The following is a 19,776-nucleotide window of genomic DNA, read 5'->3' as shown; positions in this document are numbered from 1 at the left end:
CGGCCCGGATCGCTCAGGCCGCGTGCCGTTCGGCGGAGGGAAGCCGGACGGTTTCCCCGGTGTATTCGCCGGCGGCGATCATGCGGTCTAGGAACGCGCACATCGATTGATCCACGACCCTGTCGTACCGGGCGACGACATCGCCCAGCTCGTTCCGCAGCATCATCGTCGTGCCATCGGCAACGACGTGTTTCTGTTTCAGCATCGTCTCACCTCCGATCGTGCTCGCCAGCCATACAGTCGGAAGCCTTAAGCAAGTATGAATAAATCGGCGATTAGCGCCGTTATAACGCTGTCGCCGAAGCGCAGGCGGTTCGTCGCGATTTGTCCGGCAAGACTCCTCGTCGGATCGGCCGCCGCGGGAAAGAATCCCCCCTCCCCGCGTTGGACCGGAACGGCTCCGTTCGGAGCGCGCGCGTCGAAGGAATGGCTCCATGGGTGATGTTTCTGTTCTGACTCTCGCCCGTGGGCGCGGCGACCATCTGCGGAAGGTGATGCAGGGTCTGGCGCTGCAGACCGTGCTGCCGGCGGAGATGATCATCGCCGTGATGCAGCCGGAACCGTTCGCCGACCTGCCCGAGATGCCGTTTCCGGTGCGGCAGGTCCTGGTGCCGGGCACGGCGCTGCCCTTGGCCGCGGCGCGGAACCGCGTCGCGCGGGAGGCGGTCGGCGAGGCTCTGGTGTTTCTCGACATCGATTGCATCCCTTCGCCCGCCCTGGTCGCGGAGTATCGCGACGGTCTGGCCGAGCTCGATGGGCTGCTGATGGGCGAGGTGCTGTATCTTGACGAGACGACCAGCCGCGGCCCGATCGATTTCGAGCGCTTCGCCACCGTGGCCGAGAAACATTCCGACCGGCAGGGGCCGCCTGGCCAGCGCCTGCGGATCTGCGAGGATTACCGCTGCTTCTGGTCTCTGACCTTCGCCATTCGCCGCGAGACGTTCCTGGCGACCGGCGGGTTCGACGAGCGCTATGTCGGCTATGGCGGCGAGGACACCGATTTCGGCAAGACGCTCGACCAGACCGGCATACCGATCGCCTGGCTGCGCGGCGCCAGGAGCTATCACCAGTATCATCCGCACCACATGCCGCCGGTGCACCATCTCGAAAGCGTCGTGCGCAACGCCGAACTGTTCGAGCGGAAATGGGGCTATCGCACCATGGGACACTGGCTCGACGCGTTCGCGCAGATGGGGCTGATCGACAATCCGCCGAAGCAAAGATTGCGGATCCTGCGCGAGCCGACCGAGCAGGATCTGGCCCTGACCCGACAGCACGGGCATCAGCCCTACAGCAACACCGCCTCCGTCATCCGCGCGCTGCAGGAGCGTGCGGCGCAGGCGGTCGCGACGCCGGCCGATCTCGCCATGCCCACGACAATCGCGCTGCTGGCCGCGCAGGACCATGCCGCCGAACCCGGTCTGCCAGCCTGACGCCCCTGCGCATCGCGCTGGTCGCACACGCGCGTCACCCGATCCGGCCACCCTTCGCGGGCGGGCTGGAAGCGCATAACTGGCAGCTCGCCCGGGCATTGCGCGCGCGCGGCCACGACGTGACCGTGTTCGCGTCCGGCGACAGCGATCCGGCCTTCTCCCTCGTGCCGATCGTGCCGGTACATGTGGAGCGGTCGCATCCCGGCCGGGAACATGTCGACGATTCCGGCCTGAAGGCGCATGTGGATGCGGCCTATGCCGTCGCGTGCGACCGCATCGGTTCGGGCGGTTTCGACCTCGTGCACAACCACAGCCTGCATCGTTTCCTGCCGGTCGCGGCGCGCGAACGAGGCTGGCGGATGGTGACGTCCCTGCACACGCCGCCTTTGGGCGGGCTGGACGGGTTCATCGGCGAGGCGATGTCGACGCACCATCGCGTGTCGGCCGCGTCGGCGCATCAGTTGCGGTGCTGGTGGCCGGACCGGGTCTCGCCTTTCGCCTCGGTGGTGCCGAACGGGATCGCGGTCGCGCGCTGGCCCTTCGCGCCGGACGGCGACGGAAGCGCCGCCTGGAGCGGACGCATTCTGCCTGACAAGGCGCCGCATCTGGCGATCGACGCCGCCCGTCTGGCCGGCATCCCGCTCCGTCTTGCCGGACCGATCGAGGATCGCGCGTATTTCGACGCCGAGATCCTGCCGCGCCTCGGGAACGGGACGACCTATCTCGGCGCCCTGGATGCGGCGTCGCTGGCGACGATGCTCGGCCGGGCGAGCGTGTTCGTGTTCACGCCGTGCTGGCCGGAAGCGTTCGGCCTGGCGGCGATCGAGGCGATGTGCTGCGGCCTGCCGGTGGCCGCGTTCGACAGCGGCGCCGTGCGCGAGGTGGTCGGCACGGAAAGCGGGCGGTTCGCGCCCTGCGGCGATACGCCGGCGCTGGCGGCGGCGATCCGGGCCGCCCTGCCCCTGTCGCGCCAGGCGGCGCGGCGGCGCGTGGAAACGCGGTTCGGCATGGCGGCGATGCTGGACGGCTACGAAGCGCTGTATCGGGCGGTCATGTCCGGGCCGCACTGATCGGCGTGCCGCCGAGAAAGGACGCGATCGCCTCGAAGGCCTGCTGCCGTTCGCGTTCCAGCAGCACCATGTGCGTGGCCCGTCCGATCTCGACCCTGCGTTTACGATCCGTGCCGGTGAGGGCGGCGAAGAACGCTGTGGTGGAGGCCTCCGTCACGTCCTGATCCCATTCTCCATGCACCAGAAGCACCGGCGCCCGGATCGACGCGGGATCGTAGAAGGGCCGGCCTCGGCTCCAGTAAGCGCGCTGATCGGCGATGGGACCGTTCACGGCGCGTATGGCGCCGGAAACGGGACTGTGCGGATCGCTGCCGAGGGTGATGGCGGCCCATTGCCTGAACCAGCCCTTCGGCAGAAGGGCATCGCGATGCTCCGGCGGCGCCGCACGCAGCCATCGCACCTCGAAACCCGCCACGTCGACCGGGCGCCACGCCCCGATCGGACCGCCGGGGTCAAGCGGACTCGGCCCGTCGCGCAGCCATTGCGGCGCCACCAGCACCAGACGGGACACGTGTTCGGGTTCGGCCGCCGCGAACGCACCGGACACCGTGCCGCCCCAGGACATGCCCAGCACGGCGACGCGGTCGAGCCCGGCGCGCTCACGAACGAAGCGCATGGCGCTTGCCAGATCGCGCATACCGATGGCCGTGCCGCAAAGCGGATCGCCGACCTCTCCGGACCGTTCCATCTCCGGCGGCCGGTCCGAGCCGCCATAGCCGCGTACGTCGAGGGCGAACACGTCGATCCCTGCCCCGGCCAGTTGATCCAGCAGCGACACGCCGTCGATTGGAACGTCGAACAGGCTTCGGGACGAGAAGGTGGCCCCATGCACCATGACGAGCGTGCGGTCGGCGCCGAATGGTGCCGCGCCGGGGCGCCATCTATGGTGCAGGCACAGCCGGATGCCGGGCGTATCGCTCGGGATCAGTACCGTTTCGTTCAGGACGGGATCGCTCATGCGAAGCTCCAGCGAAAGGCGTCGCCATCCCGGCTGACGCGGCCGACCGACGTGTCGGCGAAATGGCTTGTGAACAGCAGGGAACCGCTTCGGGCCGCCTCGTTCAGCATCCACTGACGCGACCGGCGCGCAGCCTCGGGGAATTCGCAATAGGTCGAGTTGAGCCGAGGTGCCGCGATCTGCACCGGATGATGAAACAGGTCGCCGCTGAACCAGGCTTCCTCTCCGTCCGAGCGGATGCGGATGGAGGCGTGGTCGATGCTGTGGCCGGGTGTCGGGAAGAAGCTGAAGCCCGGAACGATGTCCCCATCGCCGATCGTGATCCGGTCGGCCAGACCGGCGTCGATGATCGGCTCGATGCTGTCGGAGAGCATCTCCGTGGTCGGTGTGCGCACGCGGCGGCCGAGTTCCGGCGCGATCCGCGATGGATCGGGGTCCGCACCGCGTGCGAGCGCGGCCACGTAATCGGCCTCGCGTGCCGAGAACACGTAGCGGGCATTGACAAACATGGGCTGCCACGACCCGTCCGAGATCTGTGTGTTCCAGCCGACGTGATCGACATGCAGATGCGTCAGCAGCACCGCGTCCACCTGCTCCGGCGACACCCCGGCCGCGGCCAGGCGCTCCAGGAACGGTGTCGACAGCCGGTGCATCGCAGGGATGGAGGGGCGGTGCTTGTGGTTGCCGCTTGCGGTGTCGATCAACACGATACGATCGGGCGTTCGCACCAGCCAGCTATGGATGCTGCGCTCCAGCCGGGGGGTGTGGCCAAGATGCGGTTCCCAGTCCGGCGGTCCGGCTTCGGCGAAGAACCCGTCCGGTGTCGCGGGCGGCAGGATCTGTTCGTCGATCCGAGTGATGACGGCCCGTCCCACACGATGGGACCGATTGGTGGTTTCCATGCGCCGTGCTCCTTTCGGCGCTCGTTCTAATCGGCTCTCCCCGGCGGGAGAGAGGCAACGGCGTGGATGGAAGCGATCCACCGCATGGATGGGTTCGGATGAAACATCGCAACGCAGCGAGAGCGACGGTCGAGGACACCGATCTTTCCTTGCTTCTGGCGCTGGAAGCCCTGCTCGAGGAACGCAATGTCACCCATGCAGCGGAGCGCCTCGGTCTCAGCCAGCCTGCCCTTTCGGCCCGCTTGAACCGGCTGCGCGCGCTGTTCGCCGATCCGCTCTTCGTGACGGCGGCCAGCGGGCGCGGCATGGTGCCGACGCCACGCGCACTGGCCTTGCAGGACGGCCTGTCCGGCACGCTCGACATGCTGCGGCGCATGTTGCGGGCGCCGCCATCGTTCGATCCGGCCAGCAGCGACCGCGTCTTCGTGCTGGCGATGCGCGAACAGCCGGCCGCCTCGCTGATACCGGCACTGGCCGCGCTTCTGCTGACGGAAGCGCCCGCCGTGCGCCTATCGGTGGTCGCGCCGGATTCCGCGACCGGCGCCGGCCTGGAGAACGGCGCCGTCGATCTGCTGGTGGCGCCGCCCGGCGCGGAAGCCGGGCTGATGACGCGCATGCTGGGCCAGGCCGAGTTCCTGTGCGCGCAGCGAAGCGACCATCCGCGTGGCGACGGGCCGCTCGATCTGGACGGATACTGCGCGCTCGACCATGTGCTGGTTTCGGGAGAAGGCGGATTCTCGGGCGTGGTGGATCGCACCCTGTCGGAGCTGGGGCGTACGCGACGTGTCGCGATCTCCGTGCAGAACTACAGCATCGCGCCGCTGATCGTCGCGGCGACGGACTGCCTCTGCACCCTGCCCGCCCGTCTGCTGAAACGCTTTCCGGCCAGGATCACCTTGTTCGCGCCGCCTCTAGCCTTGCCTCCCTCGCTTCTGGCCTGCTTCTGGCACCCCAGTCGCCAGGAGGATGCCGGTCATCGCTGGTTGCGCGAGATGCTCTACCGGGCGGCGGAACGAGCGGACCAGACCGTCTAGGATGGAGCCGCATCAATTTGGCGTCGGGAACGGACGCGAGACGTGTGCCGTCCTGCGAGCCGGCGCGACGCGTTTCAGCGCGGCGTGCCAGCGAGGATTGCCAGCCGTGCGCACAAACGCTCCACCACGCCGGACCAGTCGCCAGGGCGGGTCTGCCGGATGATCTCGAGACCGGGATACCACGGGCTGTCCGCGCGGCCCGAGAACCAGCGCCAGCAATTGTCGTATCGATCGAGAAGGATCGCGGCCCGGCCCAGCCCGCCGGCCAGATGGATTACGGAGGTGTCGACGCTCACCACCAGATCCAGCGCGCAGATCAGGCTCGCCGTGTCGTCCAGGTTGGCGATGAAGTCGGTGGGATCGAAGATGCGCAGATCGCCCGGCGGATCGGTGAGCTCCGCCGCGTAGGGGCCGAGCTGGAGGCTGACCAGCGCCAGACCGGGCACGTCGGCAAGGGGCGCCAGGGCGGCGAGGCCGATGCTGCGGCGGCGGTCGATGGCGTTGGCGGCGAGGTTCTCGGTCCGCGGCGCGCCGCCCCAGACGAGGCCGACGCGCAACGGGCCGCCCGGGCGCTTCGGCGGCACATGCAGCGCCGCCTGCGCCACGCGATCCGGATCGGTGCGCAGATATGGCACCGGCGCGCCCCAGGCATCGGCCGACCGCAACGCGAACACGCGCGGCAGGGAGATGAACGGGCAGTGGTAATCGCAGTCGAACACGACCTCGTCGGTGACGCGCACGCCGGCGATGCCCTCGACGCGCGCCACCGTCTGCAGCAGCGGCATCGGCACCCAGGCGATCACATGCGCGCCGAGACGCGCCAGCAGCGGCACGTAGCGGAGGAACATCAGCGTATCGCCGATTCCTTCCTCATGGGTCAGCAGGATGGTCTTGCCGCTGAGATCGGCATCGGCGTCCAGGGTCGGCAGCAGGCGGTCGAGCGGCAGCTGGGTATGGCCGGGCAGCCGGAACCGCCATTCGTGTTCCTGCCAGCCCTGCACCATGCGGCCGGCCTTGAGCAGGGAGATCGAGTGGTTGAGACGGACCTGCGCGTCCTTGGGCTTGCCCTGGATGGAGCGTCTGTAGGCCGACAGCGCTTCCTCGAACGCGTTCTCCGCCGTGAGCGCGCAGCCGATATTGGCCCAGGCGGCGGCGTTGTCAGGATCCAGCGTCACCACGCGCCGGAACAAAGCGAGCCCGTCCTCCGGCCGGTTCTGCGCCACCCGGATGATGCCCTTCTGGTTCACCGCCGGGACGAAATCCGGCAACGCGGCCAGACACAGCTCCACCTCCTCCATCGCCTCGTCGAGCCGGTGCAGGTCGGTGAGGAGCTGGCTGAAAGCGAGCCGCAGCCTGGGATTGTCCGGGGTCAGGGCGATGCAGGCGCGGAAGACGGGTTCCGCCGAGGCGGAGCGGAACTGCTTCTGGAGCAGGGACAGCAGATCGAGGCAGGGATGCATCGCCTGCGGACGCTGGTCCGCCACCGCGTTCAGAAGCGGCGCCGCATCGTCGGCCTGTCCGCACGCGCCGAGGGCCAGGCCGCACAACAGGCTAATCTCGGCGTCGTCGCGGTCGAGAAACGGCAGCAGCGCGTCGCGGGCCTCGGCGAAGCGCCCGGCATGCAGCGCGTCGAAACCGGCGCGCATGGCGGACCGACGCGCTTCCGGGCCGCGCGGCGTCTGGGGAACAGGCGCCGGAGGAAGGGGCGTCGGGGCACCGGCGACCGCAAGCGCCGCCGCCGCGGCGGCCGAAAGGGCGGGAGACGGCGCGAGGGCGGCGGCCGGCGTCACGGGACGCGGATGCGCATCCCGGCCGGGCCGGAAACGGCGGGATTTCTGCATGAGGGGCGATTCTCCGCCGCGTCCCGTGTCAGCCGGTGCCCAGCAACTTGCGCACGGCCGCCGAGATGGTGGACGGCAGATAGGGTTTGTTCACGTGCAGATCGAGCGGATTGCGTCCCGCATCCGGGTCGGGCCGGCCGCTCATGAAGATCACCGGCAGGCCGGGCCGCGTTTGCCGTGCCGTGGCAGCGAGCGTGTGCCCGTCCATGCCGCCGGGAAGCTGGATGTCGGTCAGCATGGCGCCGAACTCGCCGGGAGCCGACAGGGCCGCCAGCGCCTCGGTCGCATCGCCGGCCTCCACCACCTCGTACCCGTCATCCGCCAGCACCTCGGACAAGGTCATCCGGATCAGGAACTCGTCTTCCACGACCAGAAGGCGGGTTGCGGCCATGTCTTCATTCCCGGCTTTAACTTGACCCGCAGGGGGTGTTGGGAGCGATAAGGCCCCACCATCGGCGGTCTCGCAAGCCGGTCCGGCTTTGGCTGGCTTCGGCGCGATCGCCCTCGACCGGAGTGGACCCAGATGACGGACCCATTCGCCCTGATCGCGGGGCGGATCCACGAGACCATCGTGCTGCCTCTGCTGTTCCGATTCGGGCTGATGCAGTGGGAAGACACCGCCTTCATGTGGGCGCTGTTCGCGACCTACGGCGTACTGCAGGTGGTGATCAACTATGCGATCTGCGTTCCGGCCGAGCGTTTCGCGCCGCTGATCAGATGGAAGAGCCGCGACTCCGTGGCGATGGACGTGGTCTATACGCTGATCGCGCGGGTCGGCATCTTTCCGCTGGTGACGTTCTTCGGCTTCTATTGGGCGCAGACGGCGATCAATGGCTGGCTGACCGATCACGGCTATATTCCGCCGACGCTGGAAACGATCTTTCCGGCGCTGATGGGCATGCCGGTGGTGTCGTTCTTCGTTTACGCGGTGATCCTGGATTTCGGCGAATACTGGCGGCACCGCTTCTCGCACACCTTCGGCTGGTGGTACGGGCTGCACGCACTGCATCACGCCCAGCGGCAGATGACGTTCTGGTCCGACGACCGCAATCACGTTCTGGACGATCTGATCGGCTATTTCTGGTTCATCGCCATCGGCCTGCTGATCGGCGTGCCGCCGATGCAGTTCCCGCTCCTGGTGCTGGCGCTGCGTCTGGTGGAGAGCTTCTCGCATGCCAACACCAGGATCCGCTTCGGCTGGCTGGGCGAGCGCCTGCTGATCTCGCCGCAATTCCATCGCGCCCATCACGGGCTGAACGCGGCGGGGCGCAATTCCTGCAACTATGGCGGCGTGTTTCCCTGGTGGGACATGATCCTGCGAACGGCCGATTTCCGTCACGACGTTGTGGAGACCGGCGACAGCCGCGCGCCGGAAGCACTGGCGACCGGCGGCTGGTTCGCGCAGCAATGGGCGGGCGTCGCCCTGTCCTGGCGCTTGCTGACCCGCAAGCGCCGTCGTCGTCAGACGGTGCCTGCGGAGTAACGCGGCGCGCTCCTGCCGGAAACGGCGCCGCGCTACGGGCGACGGGCGACGACGACCTGGCTCTTGGGAAGAACCGTATCGAGCGCGCGCTGCACCTTCGCGCCGTCCTTGGTGTCGAGCAGACGGCGCCAGGTTTCTTCCCAGGCCGCATAGACCGGATGCGGCCGGCCCAGATCGACGTCCAGGCTCCAGAACATCGACCACTTCACCGCTTCATAGAAACCATAGGCATCGCAGCGCAGGATCTCGAACCCCGCATCGCGCACCCAGCCTTGCAGATCGTCGTGTCGGACGATGCGGATATGGTTCGGCTTCTCGAAATAGATCGGTGGGGCGACGATCGTCTGCACCTGCTCCGAACGCGGATCGGGACAGGCGATCAGAAGCAGGCCGCCCGGACGCGTGATCCGGAACAATTCCGCGCACAAAGCCGGCGGATGGTCGACATGCTCGATCACCTCCATGCAGATCGTCACGGAGGCCGTGCGGTCTTCGATCGGCAAGGCCTCGCCGTTGCCGTGAACCGCCTCGACACGGCCCGGCGCGGCGGTCTCGACGCGGAGGCGGGCCTTCTCCAGGCGCTCCCCATCCAGATCGGACAGGATCACGCGCGCGCCGCGCTGCGCGCAGAACAGTCCCGCGCCGCCATCGCCACAACCGATATCGGCCACCACGTCGTTCTCGCCGACCGGCACCTGCGGATAAAGCTCGCCCCGATCCTGGCGGAACCAGCCATGCAGCTGGATCGCCATCGTGCCGAGATCCGGCTGCGGGGGGGCTTGCGGCTCGGGCCGATGTTCGGGCGCGGCGGCAACGGGCGCGGGCTGCGGCGGTGGCGGCCAGTTCGGGATCGGCAGCGGCTTTCCGGCCAGCTCGTAGGCTGCGCGGCGTAGCCGGCGCGGGACGCCGCGCGCTACCCGTCCGGCCATCGTCGTGATTTTTCCCATGACGTCTCCACCCGTTCCGAGACGGCGCCTTCGCGCTCATCGGCCCCGCTTTGGCGGGTTACCCCATAGGTCATCCTGCCACGGGCGGCGCGCCTGGCCAAACCGGCGACCTCCGGCCGGCGGCCATGGCCGGGATCGACGGAACCCAGTGCGGCCGCGACAAGGATCGCTCGCCGATGCAAGGCGGCGACGTGAACCATGACGCAGGCGGGAAAAGACATGCGACGCCGAGTGTTCGGCCTATCCGCATGTGGCGGTTCGTTCCGCCCTCCTCCGGAGCACCTCGATCGGGAGGAGCGCTGCTGGGCGCAGGCGCAGCGGGTTTTGTCGCGAAACGCGGCCGGCTGGCGAACCGCACGGTCCCCCGTCAGGGGGAACCGCGGGTATCGATCGGGATCAGCTACCCTTCAGCTTCTTGGTGCATTCGCTGTAGTAGCCGCCGCCCTTCTGGATCCATTTCAGCCCGCCATTGCCGTTGGTCGCCTTGTTGGCGTGATACTGGTCGACGCAGGTCTTCATCCGCGCCTTGCCGGCGGCGAGGCTGGAATATTTCGGATCGACGGCGGACGGGAACACCACGTTGCCGGATGCCACCGGCGCGGCGGACGGCGCCGATTTGGCGGGGCCGGACGGCGTTGCCGCGGTGGTGGCGGGAGCCGGCGCTGTCGCGGCGGGGGTCGGCGCGGTGGCCGCCGGCGTGCTGGTCGCAGGCGCGCTCTTCGCGGCGCCTGGCGTGTCGGTGGCGGCGACCGGCGCGTTCGCGCTGCACTGCGTGGCCCGGAAGCTCTTCCAGTCCGCGCCGTTCAGCGTGTTGCTCTTCTTGGCCTCCTGGTACTTGACGCTGCACTCCTTCATCGAGAGCGCATGGGCGGCGGGCGTGCCGAGCAGCCCGGCCATGGACAGGGCGGCGGACAGGGCCAGCAGGTGTCTGGAACGGATGCTCATGCGGATTTCCCCAGGATCTTGCTGGCCAGGCTGCCGAAATCGAAGCCGCCGCCGGTGCTGCCGGCATCGGCGGTCTGCGCGCCTTCTCCAGTCTGCTGGTCCACCGCATGCGGAATGAGTTGAGCGAGGATCTGCGTCACCAGACCGGCGGGAACGCCGTGCTGGGCCGCGAAATCGTCGATCTGTTGCGGCGGGAAGATGCGCGTCACCTCTTCCGCCATCATCGGGATGTTGCCGCCCGAGCCGATCCAGCTTTGCACCTTGTCGCCGAGACCGGCCTGCTGCGCCTTCTGGATGATGCCGTCGGTGCCGCCGGCCGCGTTGAACGCGGATTGCAGCAGGTTGCCGCCCGTGCTCGCATCGGCGCCAGAGCCGCCGAGCGCGCCCCGAAGCTCGTCGAGGGCGCCGGAGAAAAAGCCGCTCATGAGGATACTCCCTTATCGAGCCGGTTCGCGACCGCATCGTTGCGGCCGCGTATGCAGTGGAGGAACCGCCGGGAGGGGCGCAGAGTTTCCCTCCCATGCCCCATCCTGACACCTGGCTGACCGTTCGTCCCGAAGGATTATGGTGCGAACCTGGGCAATTCTTTGTCGATCCGGTGGAGGCGGTGGGGCGCGCGATCGTCACCCATGCGCATGCCGACCATGCGCGGCCGGGGCATGGTGCGGTTCTGGCCAGCGCGGAAACGCTGGCGATCATGGATGTGCGCATGGGCGAAGGCCGCTCCGGGCGGGCGCAGCAGGCATTGCGCTACGGAGAGCATCTGCGTCTGGGCGAGGTGGACGTGTGGCTGAAACCGGCGGGGCATGTGCTGGGCAGCGCGCAGGTGGCGATGGAATACCGGGGCTCCCGCGCCGTGGTGTCCGGCGACTACAAGCGTGTGCCGGACCCGACCTGCCTGCCGTTCGAGCCGATCCCATGCGACGTATTCGTGACGGAGGCGACGTTCGGCCTGCCGGTGTTCCATCATCCCGATCCGCTCGGCGAAGCCCGCAAGCTGCTGGACAGCGTGCGTTTGTTTCCGACGCGCACGCATGTGGTCGGCTGCTACGCCCTGGGCAAATGCCAGCGTCTGATCATGCTTCTGCGGGAAGCCGGCTGGGACGGGCCACTTTATCTGCATGGCGCGCTGCTGCCGGTGTGCCAGGCCTATGAGCGGCTCGGCGTGTCGCTCGGCGATCTGCGGCCCGCCACCGCCAGCAGGAAGGACGAGTTGACGGGCGCGATCGTCCTGGCGCCGCCTTCGGCCATCGCCGATCGCTGGGCGCGCCGTCTGGCCGACCCCGTGGTGTGCCTGGCTTCAGGATGGATGCGCGTGCGTCAGCGCGCCAAAGCCAAGGGCGTCGAACTGCCATTGGTGATTTCCGATCATTGCGACTGGTCGGAATTGTGCCGGACGATGGAGGATGTGGACGCCCCGGAGATCTGGGTGACGCATGGGCGCGAGGAGGCGCTGATCCATCAGGCCGAACTGCAGGGGCGGATCGGCCGACCCTTGCGTTTGATCGGCTACGGCGACGAGGACCAGGAGGAGGTGGCGGACGGCGCGCCCTTGTCCGAGGCGGTCGCGGAGGCGCCACTCGCATGATCGCCTTCGCCGAATTGCTGGAACGTCTGACGCTGACGCCGGGGCGGCTGGCGAAGATCGCGCTGCTGCGGCGCTTCTTCGAAACCGAGCCCGATCCGGATCGCGGCATCGGCCTCGCCGCCCTGACCGGCGAACTGGCTTTCGCCGCCGCCAAGCCGTCGCTGATCCGCGCCCTGGCGGAGAGCCGCACCGATCCGGTGCTGTTCGCGTGGTCCTACGACTATGTCGGCGATCTTGCGGAAACGGTGGCGCTGATGTGGCCGGAACGGCGCGTCAATGCGCCGCCGCCGCTGCTGGCCGAGGTGGTGGAATCACTTGCCGTGACGCCGAAGGCCGAACTGCCGGCTCTGGTGAGCGGTTGGCTCGATGCGTCGCCGGTGCCTGTGCGTCTGGCGATCCTCAAGCTGATCACGGGCACGTTGCGTGTCGGCGCCTCCGTGCGTCTGGCCAAGATCGCACTGGCCGAGCTGAGCGGCGGCGCGATCGCGGCGGATGATATCGAGGAGGTTTGGCACGGGCTCGCCCCGCCCTACGGCGAGCTGTTCGCGTGGCTGGAAGGGCGCGGGCCGAAGCCCGATCCGGCCGATGCGCCCGTGTTCCGGCCGCCGATGCTGGCGCATCCGCTGGAGGCAGCCGATCTGGCGGCTCTGGAGTTCGATCGTTATGCCGCCGAATGGAAATGGGACGGCATACGCGTGCAGCTGGTCTCCACCCCGGGCGGGCGCCGTCTGTATTCGCGCGGCGCCGACGACATCTCGGCGACGTTTCCCGAGGTGATCGAGCACATGCGCTTCGACGCGGTGCTGGACGGCGAGCTGCTGGTGCTGCGCGACGGCGTGGTGGCGCCGTTCGCCGATCTGCAGCAGCGTTTGAACCGCAAGGCGCCCACAGCGAAGATGATGTCGGACTATCCCGTACGCGTCCGGCTCTACGACATTCTGTTCGACGAGGGCGAGGATCTGCGTCCCCTGCCTTTCGATGCGCGCCGGGAGCGCCTGGAGCGTTTCATGGAGCGGGAAAAGCCGGACGGGATGGACCTGTCGGAGATCATCCTGTCGCCGGATCTGGCCGCCCTGTCCGAATTGCGCGACGGCGCCCGCGCCGCCTCCATCGAAGGGTTGATGCTGAAGCGGCGCGACAGCCCGTATCTGCCTGGCCGGCCGAAAGGGCTGTGGTGGAAATGGAAGCGCGATCCGCTGAACGTCGATGCGGTGCTGATGTATGCGCAGCGCGGGCACGGCAAGCGCTCGTCGTTCTATTCCGACTACACCTTCGGATTGTGGCGGACGACGGAGACTGGAACGGACGAGCTGGTGCCGGTGGGCAAGGCCTATTCCGGTTTCACCGATCAGGAGCTGGTGCAGCTCGACAAATGGATCAGGAACAACACCGTCAAACGTTTCGGCCCGGTGCGCGAGGTCGAGCACGATCCGCAGCACGGCATCGTTCTGGAGATCGCCTTCGACGCGGCGCAGCGCTCCGCCCGGCACAAATCCGGCGTGGCGATGCGCTTCCCCCGTGTGGGACGGCTGCGTCTCGACAAGAAGCCTGAAGACGCGGACCGGCTGGACACGCTGATGGCGGCGATTGAATAGCGTTCCGCCTCTCGACCTTAGGCCGCCCTGACGTCGGCGACGAAACCCGACACACGCTCGGTCAGCGATCTGGCCTGCGCCGAAAGTGCGCCGGCGGCATCCAGCACCTTGCGGGCGGAGAGACCTGTTTCGCTCGTGCTTCGTCCCATGCTGGCGATGTCGCCCGCCATGCGCCGCGTGTTCGTCGCCGTACGCTGCACGTTGACGGCGATCTCGGCGGTCGCGTCGCCCTGCCGGCGCATCGACGACGCGATCTCTCCGGTGATGCCGCCGACGTCGCGGATCAGCCCGGCAATGCCGCCGATTTTGTTCACCGCGTCGCGCGTCGCGTCCTGGATCTGCGCGACGACGATGCCGATCTCACCCGTCGCCGCGGATGTCTGCGCGGCGAGTTCCTTCACCTCCCGCGCGACCACGGCGAATCCCTCACCGGCCTTTCCGGCCCTGGCCGCTTCCATGGTGGCATTCAAGGCCAGAAGATGGGTTTGCGTCGCGATGGAGTCGATCAGGCCCGTCACCTCGCCGATACGCTTCGCACCTTCGGACAGGGCCCGGACCGTCTCGTCGGTGCGCTGCGCATCCTCCACCGCCCTGCCCGTCATGCCGGCGGATTGCGCGACCTGCCGATCGATCTCGCCGACCGAGAGATGCAGCGTTTCAGCGGCGCGGGCTGCGGCTTCCACCCCCGTCTCGGCTTCCTTCGCCGCGATCGCCGCCTCGTCGGCCTGGGCGCCGGCCCGGCCGGTCGCATCCGTCATCGCATCGGCGGTGCCGCCCAACAGCGATGAGGCGGACAGAAGTTCCTGCACCGTCGCCTCGATCTGTCGTTCGAACGCGCGAACCAGAACCGTGAGCCGCTCTGCACGGGCTTCGCGTGCCTCCGTGGCCCGATCCTGCGCCTCCTGTTCGCGGGCGATCCGCTCCAGCTCGACGCGTGCCGTCTGCTGCCCGGATCGTTCCGCCTCCCTGATCGCATGGGCCGCCGTGCCGGTCAGAATCGTCAGGGCCGCCGCCTCGAGGATCAGCATCAGGGCGTGGAACAAGACCCGCCCGAGATCGCAGCATCCGTCGGGAAACAGGGTCGCCGGAGCAGCGTAGTTCAGCACCAGATGCTGCACGGCGATCGTCGCCGCGCCCGCCAGAACCGCGCGCAGATCGAGAAGGGACGCGATCGCCGCCAGCGTCACCAGAAACAGCATGTGCGCGTCCGACTGCCACGCCATGCCGGCGAACTGGGCCACGAACAGGGCCGGCATCAGAGACGCCGCCATCGCGACGACGATTCGTGACGCCAGGGTGCCGGACCACCGCACGCGCACGGCCATCACGATGCCGGCCAGCACGATCCAGCACGAAACGGGCCGGACGATCGGCCCGGACAACAGCCAGCCGAGCACGACGAGGGCAGGAGCGCTCAACAGGACAAGGGCGACCATGACCCGCTCGGACGCGGAGCGAAGCTGTTCGAGCCTCGCGCCTTCGTATGACAAGCCGGATGCTGGCTGCATGGGTTGGGTTCGTCCCTGGAAGAAGAAACGATCCGACCCCGCCGCCGGCTTGGCCCGCTCCGGGGGGTTCCGGAGCCGAACCACAGGCGAGACGGAGTCGCTTCGTCTGATCTCCCGACCTTACGCAGGCAGGGTTAACGATCCGTAAGCACAGCGGCGCGAACGGCATGGCCCCGAACGGAACGGCCGACCCGTGATCGCGGATCGGCTGTTCGTCTTACGAAGCAGGGGAGAAACCGCTACGGCGCCACGGGCAATTCGATCCGGCTCTCCTCGCCCGGCGTATGGAACACGCGCTGCGTCGCCGCGACGTAGTCCGACGGTTTGGCGTCGAAGATGTTGGGCACGTAGGTCTGCGGGTTGCGGTCGTAGAGCGGGAACCAGCTCGACTGGATCTGCACCATGATCCTGTGTCCGGGCAGGAAGACGTGGTCGATGTCGGTCAGCGGCAACTTGTATTCCACCACCTTGTTCGCCGGGATCGGGCTCGGATGCGCCGGATCGTCGCGATAGCGGCCACGCAGGATGTCCATCGTCACGGGAAGCTGGAAACCGCCCATGATCGGCTTTTCCGGCACCATGTCGGGATAAACGTCGATCAGCTTCACCACCCAGTCGCTATCCGTGCCGCTGGTGGAGGCGAACACATCGGCGAGCGGACGGCCTGCGAGATGAAGCGGCTTGTCCAGCGGCGCGCTTTCGTAGACCAGCACGTCCGGGCGCGCGGCGGCGAAACGCTGGTCGTCCACCAGCCAGGAATGCCAGGTGGAACCCTTCACGTAGGGCGCGCGGTTGGGGCGTTCGCGATAGGTGACGGGCTTGGCCGGATCGCTCACATACTGGTCGAAGGCGGGGCCACCGGATGCGGGCGCGGTGCCCAGCGAGAGCCCGCCCTGCGCGGCGAGATAGAGCGGCGTGGTCGCCTCCGCCTCCGGCCAATGAGACAAGCGCTGCCACTGGTCGGTGCCGGAAGTGAAGGAGGTGACGCGGGCGATGTCGGCCGGCTTGCCATTGTCCTTAAGATGCGCGTCCAGGAACGGGATCAGCACGGTCCGGCGGAACCACTTGCCGGTATCCTCGCCCCAGTCGAGTTCACCCAGCGAGGAACCGTCCTTGTTCTCCTCGCCATGGTACCAGGGGCCCATGACCATGTAGAGATTGTCGGCGCCGGGCTTGTTCTGCATCGCGCGCCACACGGCCGGCGCGCCGTAGATGTCTTCCTGGTCCCATTGGCTGTCCACCAGAAGCGTCGGCACGGTGAGCGGCGCTTCCGCCAGCAGCTTGTCCACCGCCTGGTTCTGCCAGAACCCATCATAGGCCGGATGCTGCTTCAACCGGTTCCAGAACGGGAGCTGATCCATGCCCATGGCGGTGCCGAACGCGCCGGCCGAGCCGTAATGCAGGAAGGTGTCGTAATCGTCGTAGCGCAGCGCATACCAGTTCTGGTCGGACTTCTTCGCCGCCGTCTGCTCGTAGACGTAGCTCATCATCTCCTCGCGGAAGGCGCCGTTATGGAACCAGTCGTCGCCCTTCCAGGTATCGACCATCGGGTTCATCGGCACCGCCGCCTTGAGCGCCGGATGCGGATGGATGAGGCTCATCAGGCTGGTGAACCCGTCATATGAGGTGCCGATCGTGCCGACGCGGCCATTGCTTTCGGGGACGTTCTTCACCAGCCAGGCGATGGTGTCGTAGGTGTCGGTCGGGTTGTCCGTGTCGGTGGAATTGAGCGGGCCGCGCACCGGCCGGTTCATGGTGTAGGCGCCTTCGGACCCGTATTTTCCGCGCACGTCCTGTGCCACGATGATGTAGCCGTGCTCGGCGAGATCGGCATAAGCGGGGAACAGGTTCTGCCGCAGCAGCGGTCCGCCACCGCCGTAGCGGGTCAGCTCGTCGGCGCTGTAGGGCGTGCGATCCAGCATCATCGGCGCACGGGTCGCGTTCTTCGGGATCATGATCACGGTGAACAGCTTCACCCCGTCACGCATCGGGATCATCGCTTCCCGGCGGACATAGTCGAACCCGACCGTAACCGGCTTGAAGCTGGCCGGAATGTCGCCGCCGCTTTGGGCGGGCGTCGCCGTTTCCACCTTCGAGCCGGCCGGATCGGGGCCCGCCCAGGACGGCGGCGCCGTGAACAAAACAGCAGCAGTGCCGGCAGCCAGAAGGGAGCGGAACGCGCAACGTGTCATCAAATCATCCCGGTTCTGTAAGGACCCGGGCAGTCACATGACCCGCCGGGCGCGGCTTCGGCAAGACGCCACGGCGGGTTTTTTGTCATCGTGTTGCTGAAGCCTTGCGCGCCGCCGCCATGACCGCAACGATGCGTGTCATGAGATTGCCCTGCCGCCGCGCCGTTCTCCTGGCCTTCGCCGCCCTCCCCCCTCTCCTGGCCGCAAGCGCCCAGGCCGCGCCCCCCGTGGCGGCGCCGGGCACGCCGCCCTCGAACCACCATGCGGTGACGCAGCCTTCCGGCACGCCGCCGAAGCCGCCCGGCACACCCGACCCCGCGGTGATCTTCGCGCCGTTCGAACTGGGCAACCGGCCGAACATGTATCGTTCCGGCAGCGGGCTGCCAGGACCGGCCTATTGGCAGAACCGCGTCGACACCACGATCAAGGCCACGATCGAGCCTGCCACGCATACGCTGCGCGGCGAGGAAGTGCTGAGCTACACCAACAACTCGCCCGATGCGCTCGACGAACTCTGGATGCAGCTCGACCAGAACATCTACCGCAAGGACAGCCGGGCACGCTTCTCGGACAATTACCTGTCCGCCAACAGCACCGATGGCGACCGGATCGACAGCGTCCGCATCGAGGGCGCGGGCGGCAAGCTGATCGACGTGCCGTTCCTGGTGTCCGACACGCGCATGCGGATCACCCTGCCCTCGGCTCTCACGCCGAAAGGCGGCCATCTGAAACTGCATGTAGCCTGGCAGTTCACCGTGCCGGGCACATGGGGCGGGCGCATGGGGGTGATGGCCACGCGCAACGGCGACATCTACGAGATGGGGCAATGGTTTCCCCGCATGGCGGTCTATGACGACCTGCGCGGCTGGGACACGGCGCCCTATATCGGCCAGGAATTCTACCTGGAATACGGCGATATCGATTACAGCGTGACGGTGCCGTGGAACTTCATCGTCGAGGGCTCCGGCGCGCTGTTGAATCCGCAGCAGGTGCTGACGGCGCAGCAGCGGTCGCGTCTGGCCGAAGCCGGGCACAGCGACAAGACGGTGATGATCCGCGCACCGTCTGAGGTGACCGATCCGAACAGCCGACCGACGCGCTCGGGCACGCTGACCTGGCATTTCCGCATGAACAACACGCGCGACGTGGCCTTCGCCGCCTCGCCCGCCTTCGCCTGGGATGCGGCGCATATCGACCTGCCGGACGTCTCGCCGGCACCGGGGATGAAGCCCGAGCCGCGTCTGGCGATGTCGATCTATCCCGTGGAAGCCACGGAGAACTGGAAACGCTCGACCGAATACGTGAAACACGCGATCGAGTATTTCTCCGAAAAATGGTTCCCCTTCCCCTGGCCGAATGCGGTGAATCTCGCAGGACACGGCGCCGGGATGGAATATCCGGGCATGGCGTTCGACGGCGTGGACGACAAGGGCAAGGAGCTGTTCTGGATCACCACGCACGAACTCGGGCATGGCTGGTTCCCGATGCTCGTCGGCTCCAACGAGCGACGCGACGCCTTCGTCGATGAGGGCTTCAACACATTCATCGACGTGTACGCCTCGGATCATTTCAACCATGGCGAATTCGCACCCAAGCGCGATCCGGAATACGCGCCCGGCGGCGGCAATCCGGTGGATGAGATCATTCCCTGGCTGCGCGACCCCAACATGCCGTCCATGCTGGCGCCGTCGGACGAGGTGATCGAGCGCTACCGGCATCCGCTGACCTATTTCAAATCGGCGCTTGGATTGGTTCTGCTGCGCGAGCAGATCCTGGGGCCGGACCGGTTCGACCCGGCCTTCCGCAGATACATCGCCGCCTGGGCCTACAAACATCCGACGCCGTACGATTTTTTCCGCTTCATGAGCAGCGAGGCGGGCGAGGATCTGAGCTGGTGGTGGCGCGGATGGTATCAGCACAACTGGACGCTGGATCTGGGCGTGCAGTCCGCCGCCTATGTCGACCACGATCCCGCCAAGGGGCTCGCGGTGACGCTGGTCAACAAGGGCTGGCTGGTGATGCCGGCGACCCTGGCGATCGCGCTTGCGAACGGCACGACGACGACCGTTTCCGTTCCGGTGGAAAGCTGGATGAAAGGCGACACCGTGCAGGTCGTGGTGCCGACCGTCACGGCAGTCCGGTCCGTCACCCTCGATCCCGATCATCGCTTGCCGGATACCGATCGCGGCAATGATACTGTCGCGGTCGCGCCGTAACGGCCGACTTGCATCAAGGGTCTTCTTTTTCTGAAGAAAAGAAGCAAAAAGATTTTGTCCGTTT

17 protein-coding genes are annotated in these 19,776 nt (G+C 67.5%); 7 read left to right on the top strand and 10 right to left on the bottom strand.

Translation table 11 applies throughout. The features are described 5' to 3' along the window. Positions 1 to 13: 13 nt before the first annotated feature. Positions 14 to 205 carry a hypothetical protein gene (locus ACZ5BM_RS14180; protein WP_498908754.1) on the bottom strand — a complete coding sequence of 64 codons (192 nt, stop codon included), beginning with the start codon at positions 203 to 205 and terminating at the stop codon, positions 14 to 16. A 229-nt stretch (positions 206 to 434) separates the two neighbouring features. Here ACZ5BM_RS14180 and ACZ5BM_RS14175 point away from each other — a divergent pair, with 229 nt between their 5' ends. Both ACZ5BM_RS14175 and ACZ5BM_RS14170 read left to right on the top strand, forming a co-directional pair. Next, the gene (locus ACZ5BM_RS14175; protein WP_498908753.1) at positions 435 to 1,433 is read left to right on the top strand and encodes a glycosyltransferase family protein; all 999 of its coding nucleotides are present in this window, start codon (positions 435 to 437) and stop codon (positions 1,431 to 1,433) included. Further along, positions 1,430 to 2,503, top strand: coding sequence for a glycosyltransferase (locus tag ACZ5BM_RS14170; RefSeq protein ID WP_498911652.1), 1,074 nt, complete (start codon positions 1,430 to 1,432; stop codon positions 2,501 to 2,503). The genes ACZ5BM_RS14175 and ACZ5BM_RS14170 overlap by 4 nt, the downstream gene beginning before the upstream one ends. On the opposite strand, the gene ACZ5BM_RS14165 is transcribed toward ACZ5BM_RS14170, so the two are convergent. Then, positions 2,484 to 3,461: an alpha/beta hydrolase gene (locus ACZ5BM_RS14165; RefSeq protein WP_498908752.1), complete on the bottom strand. Its 978-nt coding sequence runs from the start codon at positions 3,459 to 3,461 to the stop codon at positions 2,484 to 2,486. The genes ACZ5BM_RS14170 and ACZ5BM_RS14165 overlap by 20 nt on opposite strands. After that, on the bottom strand, positions 3,458 to 4,363 hold the full coding sequence (locus ACZ5BM_RS14160; RefSeq protein ID WP_498908751.1) for an MBL fold metallo-hydrolase: 906 nt from the start codon (positions 4,361 to 4,363) through the stop codon (positions 3,458 to 3,460). The genes ACZ5BM_RS14165 and ACZ5BM_RS14160 overlap by 4 nt, the downstream gene beginning before the upstream one ends. A 98-nt stretch (positions 4,364 to 4,461) precedes the next feature. On the opposite strand from ACZ5BM_RS14160, the gene ACZ5BM_RS14155 reads away from it, so the two are divergent. Continuing rightward, the gene (locus tag ACZ5BM_RS14155) at positions 4,462 to 5,397 is read left to right on the top strand and encodes a LysR family transcriptional regulator (RefSeq protein WP_498908750.1); all 936 of its coding nucleotides are present in this window, start codon (positions 4,462 to 4,464) and stop codon (positions 5,395 to 5,397) included. Positions 5,398 to 5,471: 74 nt separating this feature from the next. On the opposite strand, the gene ACZ5BM_RS14150 is transcribed toward ACZ5BM_RS14155, so the two are convergent. Together ACZ5BM_RS14150 and ACZ5BM_RS14145 are read right to left on the bottom strand one after the other, a co-directional pair. After that, positions 5,472 to 7,238: a tetratricopeptide repeat protein gene (locus ACZ5BM_RS14150; protein WP_498908749.1), complete on the bottom strand. Its 1,767-nt coding sequence runs from the start codon at positions 7,236 to 7,238 to the stop codon at positions 5,472 to 5,474. A 28-nt stretch (positions 7,239 to 7,266) separates the two neighbouring features. Further along, a complete protein-coding gene (locus ACZ5BM_RS14145) occupies positions 7,267 to 7,629 on the bottom strand; it encodes a response regulator (RefSeq protein WP_498908748.1) in 363 nt (120 codons plus the stop codon). 132 nt (positions 7,630 to 7,761) lie between these two features. Between ACZ5BM_RS14145 and ACZ5BM_RS14140 the strand changes: the two genes are divergently transcribed. Beyond that, positions 7,762 to 8,721, top strand: a complete 960-nt coding sequence (locus ACZ5BM_RS14140) for a sterol desaturase family protein (RefSeq protein WP_498908747.1) — start codon at positions 7,762 to 7,764, stop codon at positions 8,719 to 8,721. A gap of 32 nt (positions 8,722 to 8,753) precedes the next feature. On the opposite strand, the gene ACZ5BM_RS14135 is transcribed toward ACZ5BM_RS14140, so the two are convergent. The 3 genes from ACZ5BM_RS14135 to ACZ5BM_RS14125 all read right to left on the bottom strand — a co-directional run bounded on the left by ACZ5BM_RS14135 (position 8,754) and on the right by ACZ5BM_RS14125 (position 11,038). Then, entirely contained in the window at positions 8,754 to 9,668 is a 915-nt protein-coding gene (locus tag ACZ5BM_RS14135; protein ID WP_498908746.1) for a class I SAM-dependent methyltransferase, read from the bottom strand. 396 nt (positions 9,669 to 10,064) lie between these two features. Continuing rightward, a complete protein-coding gene (locus ACZ5BM_RS14130) occupies positions 10,065 to 10,613 on the bottom strand; it encodes a hypothetical protein (RefSeq protein WP_498908745.1) in 549 nt (182 codons plus the stop codon). Beyond that, on the bottom strand, positions 10,610 to 11,038 hold the full coding sequence (locus ACZ5BM_RS14125) for a YidB family protein (RefSeq protein ID WP_498908744.1): 429 nt from the start codon (positions 11,036 to 11,038) through the stop codon (positions 10,610 to 10,612). The genes ACZ5BM_RS14130 and ACZ5BM_RS14125 overlap by 4 nt, the downstream gene beginning before the upstream one ends. Positions 11,039 to 11,133: 95 nt before the next feature. Here ACZ5BM_RS14125 and ACZ5BM_RS14120 point away from each other — a divergent pair, with 95 nt between their 5' ends. Then, on the top strand, positions 11,134 to 12,201 hold the full coding sequence (locus ACZ5BM_RS14120; RefSeq protein ID WP_498908743.1) for a ligase-associated DNA damage response exonuclease: 1,068 nt from the start codon (positions 11,134 to 11,136) through the stop codon (positions 12,199 to 12,201). Then, positions 12,198 to 13,796, top strand: a complete 1,599-nt coding sequence (locus ACZ5BM_RS14115; RefSeq protein WP_498908742.1) for an ATP-dependent DNA ligase — start codon at positions 12,198 to 12,200, stop codon at positions 13,794 to 13,796. Before ACZ5BM_RS14120 ends, ACZ5BM_RS14115 begins: the two co-directional genes overlap by 4 nt. A 17-nt stretch (positions 13,797 to 13,813) precedes the next feature. Here the strand turns inward: ACZ5BM_RS14115 and ACZ5BM_RS14110 are convergent, their stop codons facing one another. Both ACZ5BM_RS14110 and ACZ5BM_RS14105 read right to left on the bottom strand, forming a co-directional pair. Beyond that, complete coding sequence (locus ACZ5BM_RS14110) at positions 13,814 to 15,304, bottom strand: methyl-accepting chemotaxis protein (RefSeq protein ID WP_498908741.1); 1,491 nt, start codon at positions 15,302 to 15,304, stop codon at positions 13,814 to 13,816. A gap of 239 nt (positions 15,305 to 15,543) precedes the next feature. Continuing rightward, a complete protein-coding gene (locus ACZ5BM_RS14105) occupies positions 15,544 to 17,496 on the bottom strand; it encodes a CocE/NonD family hydrolase (protein WP_498908740.1) in 1,953 nt (650 codons plus the stop codon). Positions 17,497 to 17,636: 140 nt separating this feature from the next. Between ACZ5BM_RS14105 and ACZ5BM_RS14100 the strand changes: the two genes are divergently transcribed. Continuing rightward, on the top strand, positions 17,637 to 19,712 hold the full coding sequence (locus ACZ5BM_RS14100) for a M1 family metallopeptidase (RefSeq protein WP_498908739.1): 2,076 nt from the start codon (positions 17,637 to 17,639) through the stop codon (positions 19,710 to 19,712). The last annotated feature ends 64 nt before the right edge of the window (positions 19,713 to 19,776 follow it).

The sequence above is a fragment of the Lichenicola sp. GTC18331 genome, from assembly GCF_055386855.1.
The sequence above is the reverse complement of the archived record's forward strand: the minus strand, read 5'-3'. Positions and strand labels throughout refer to the sequence as shown.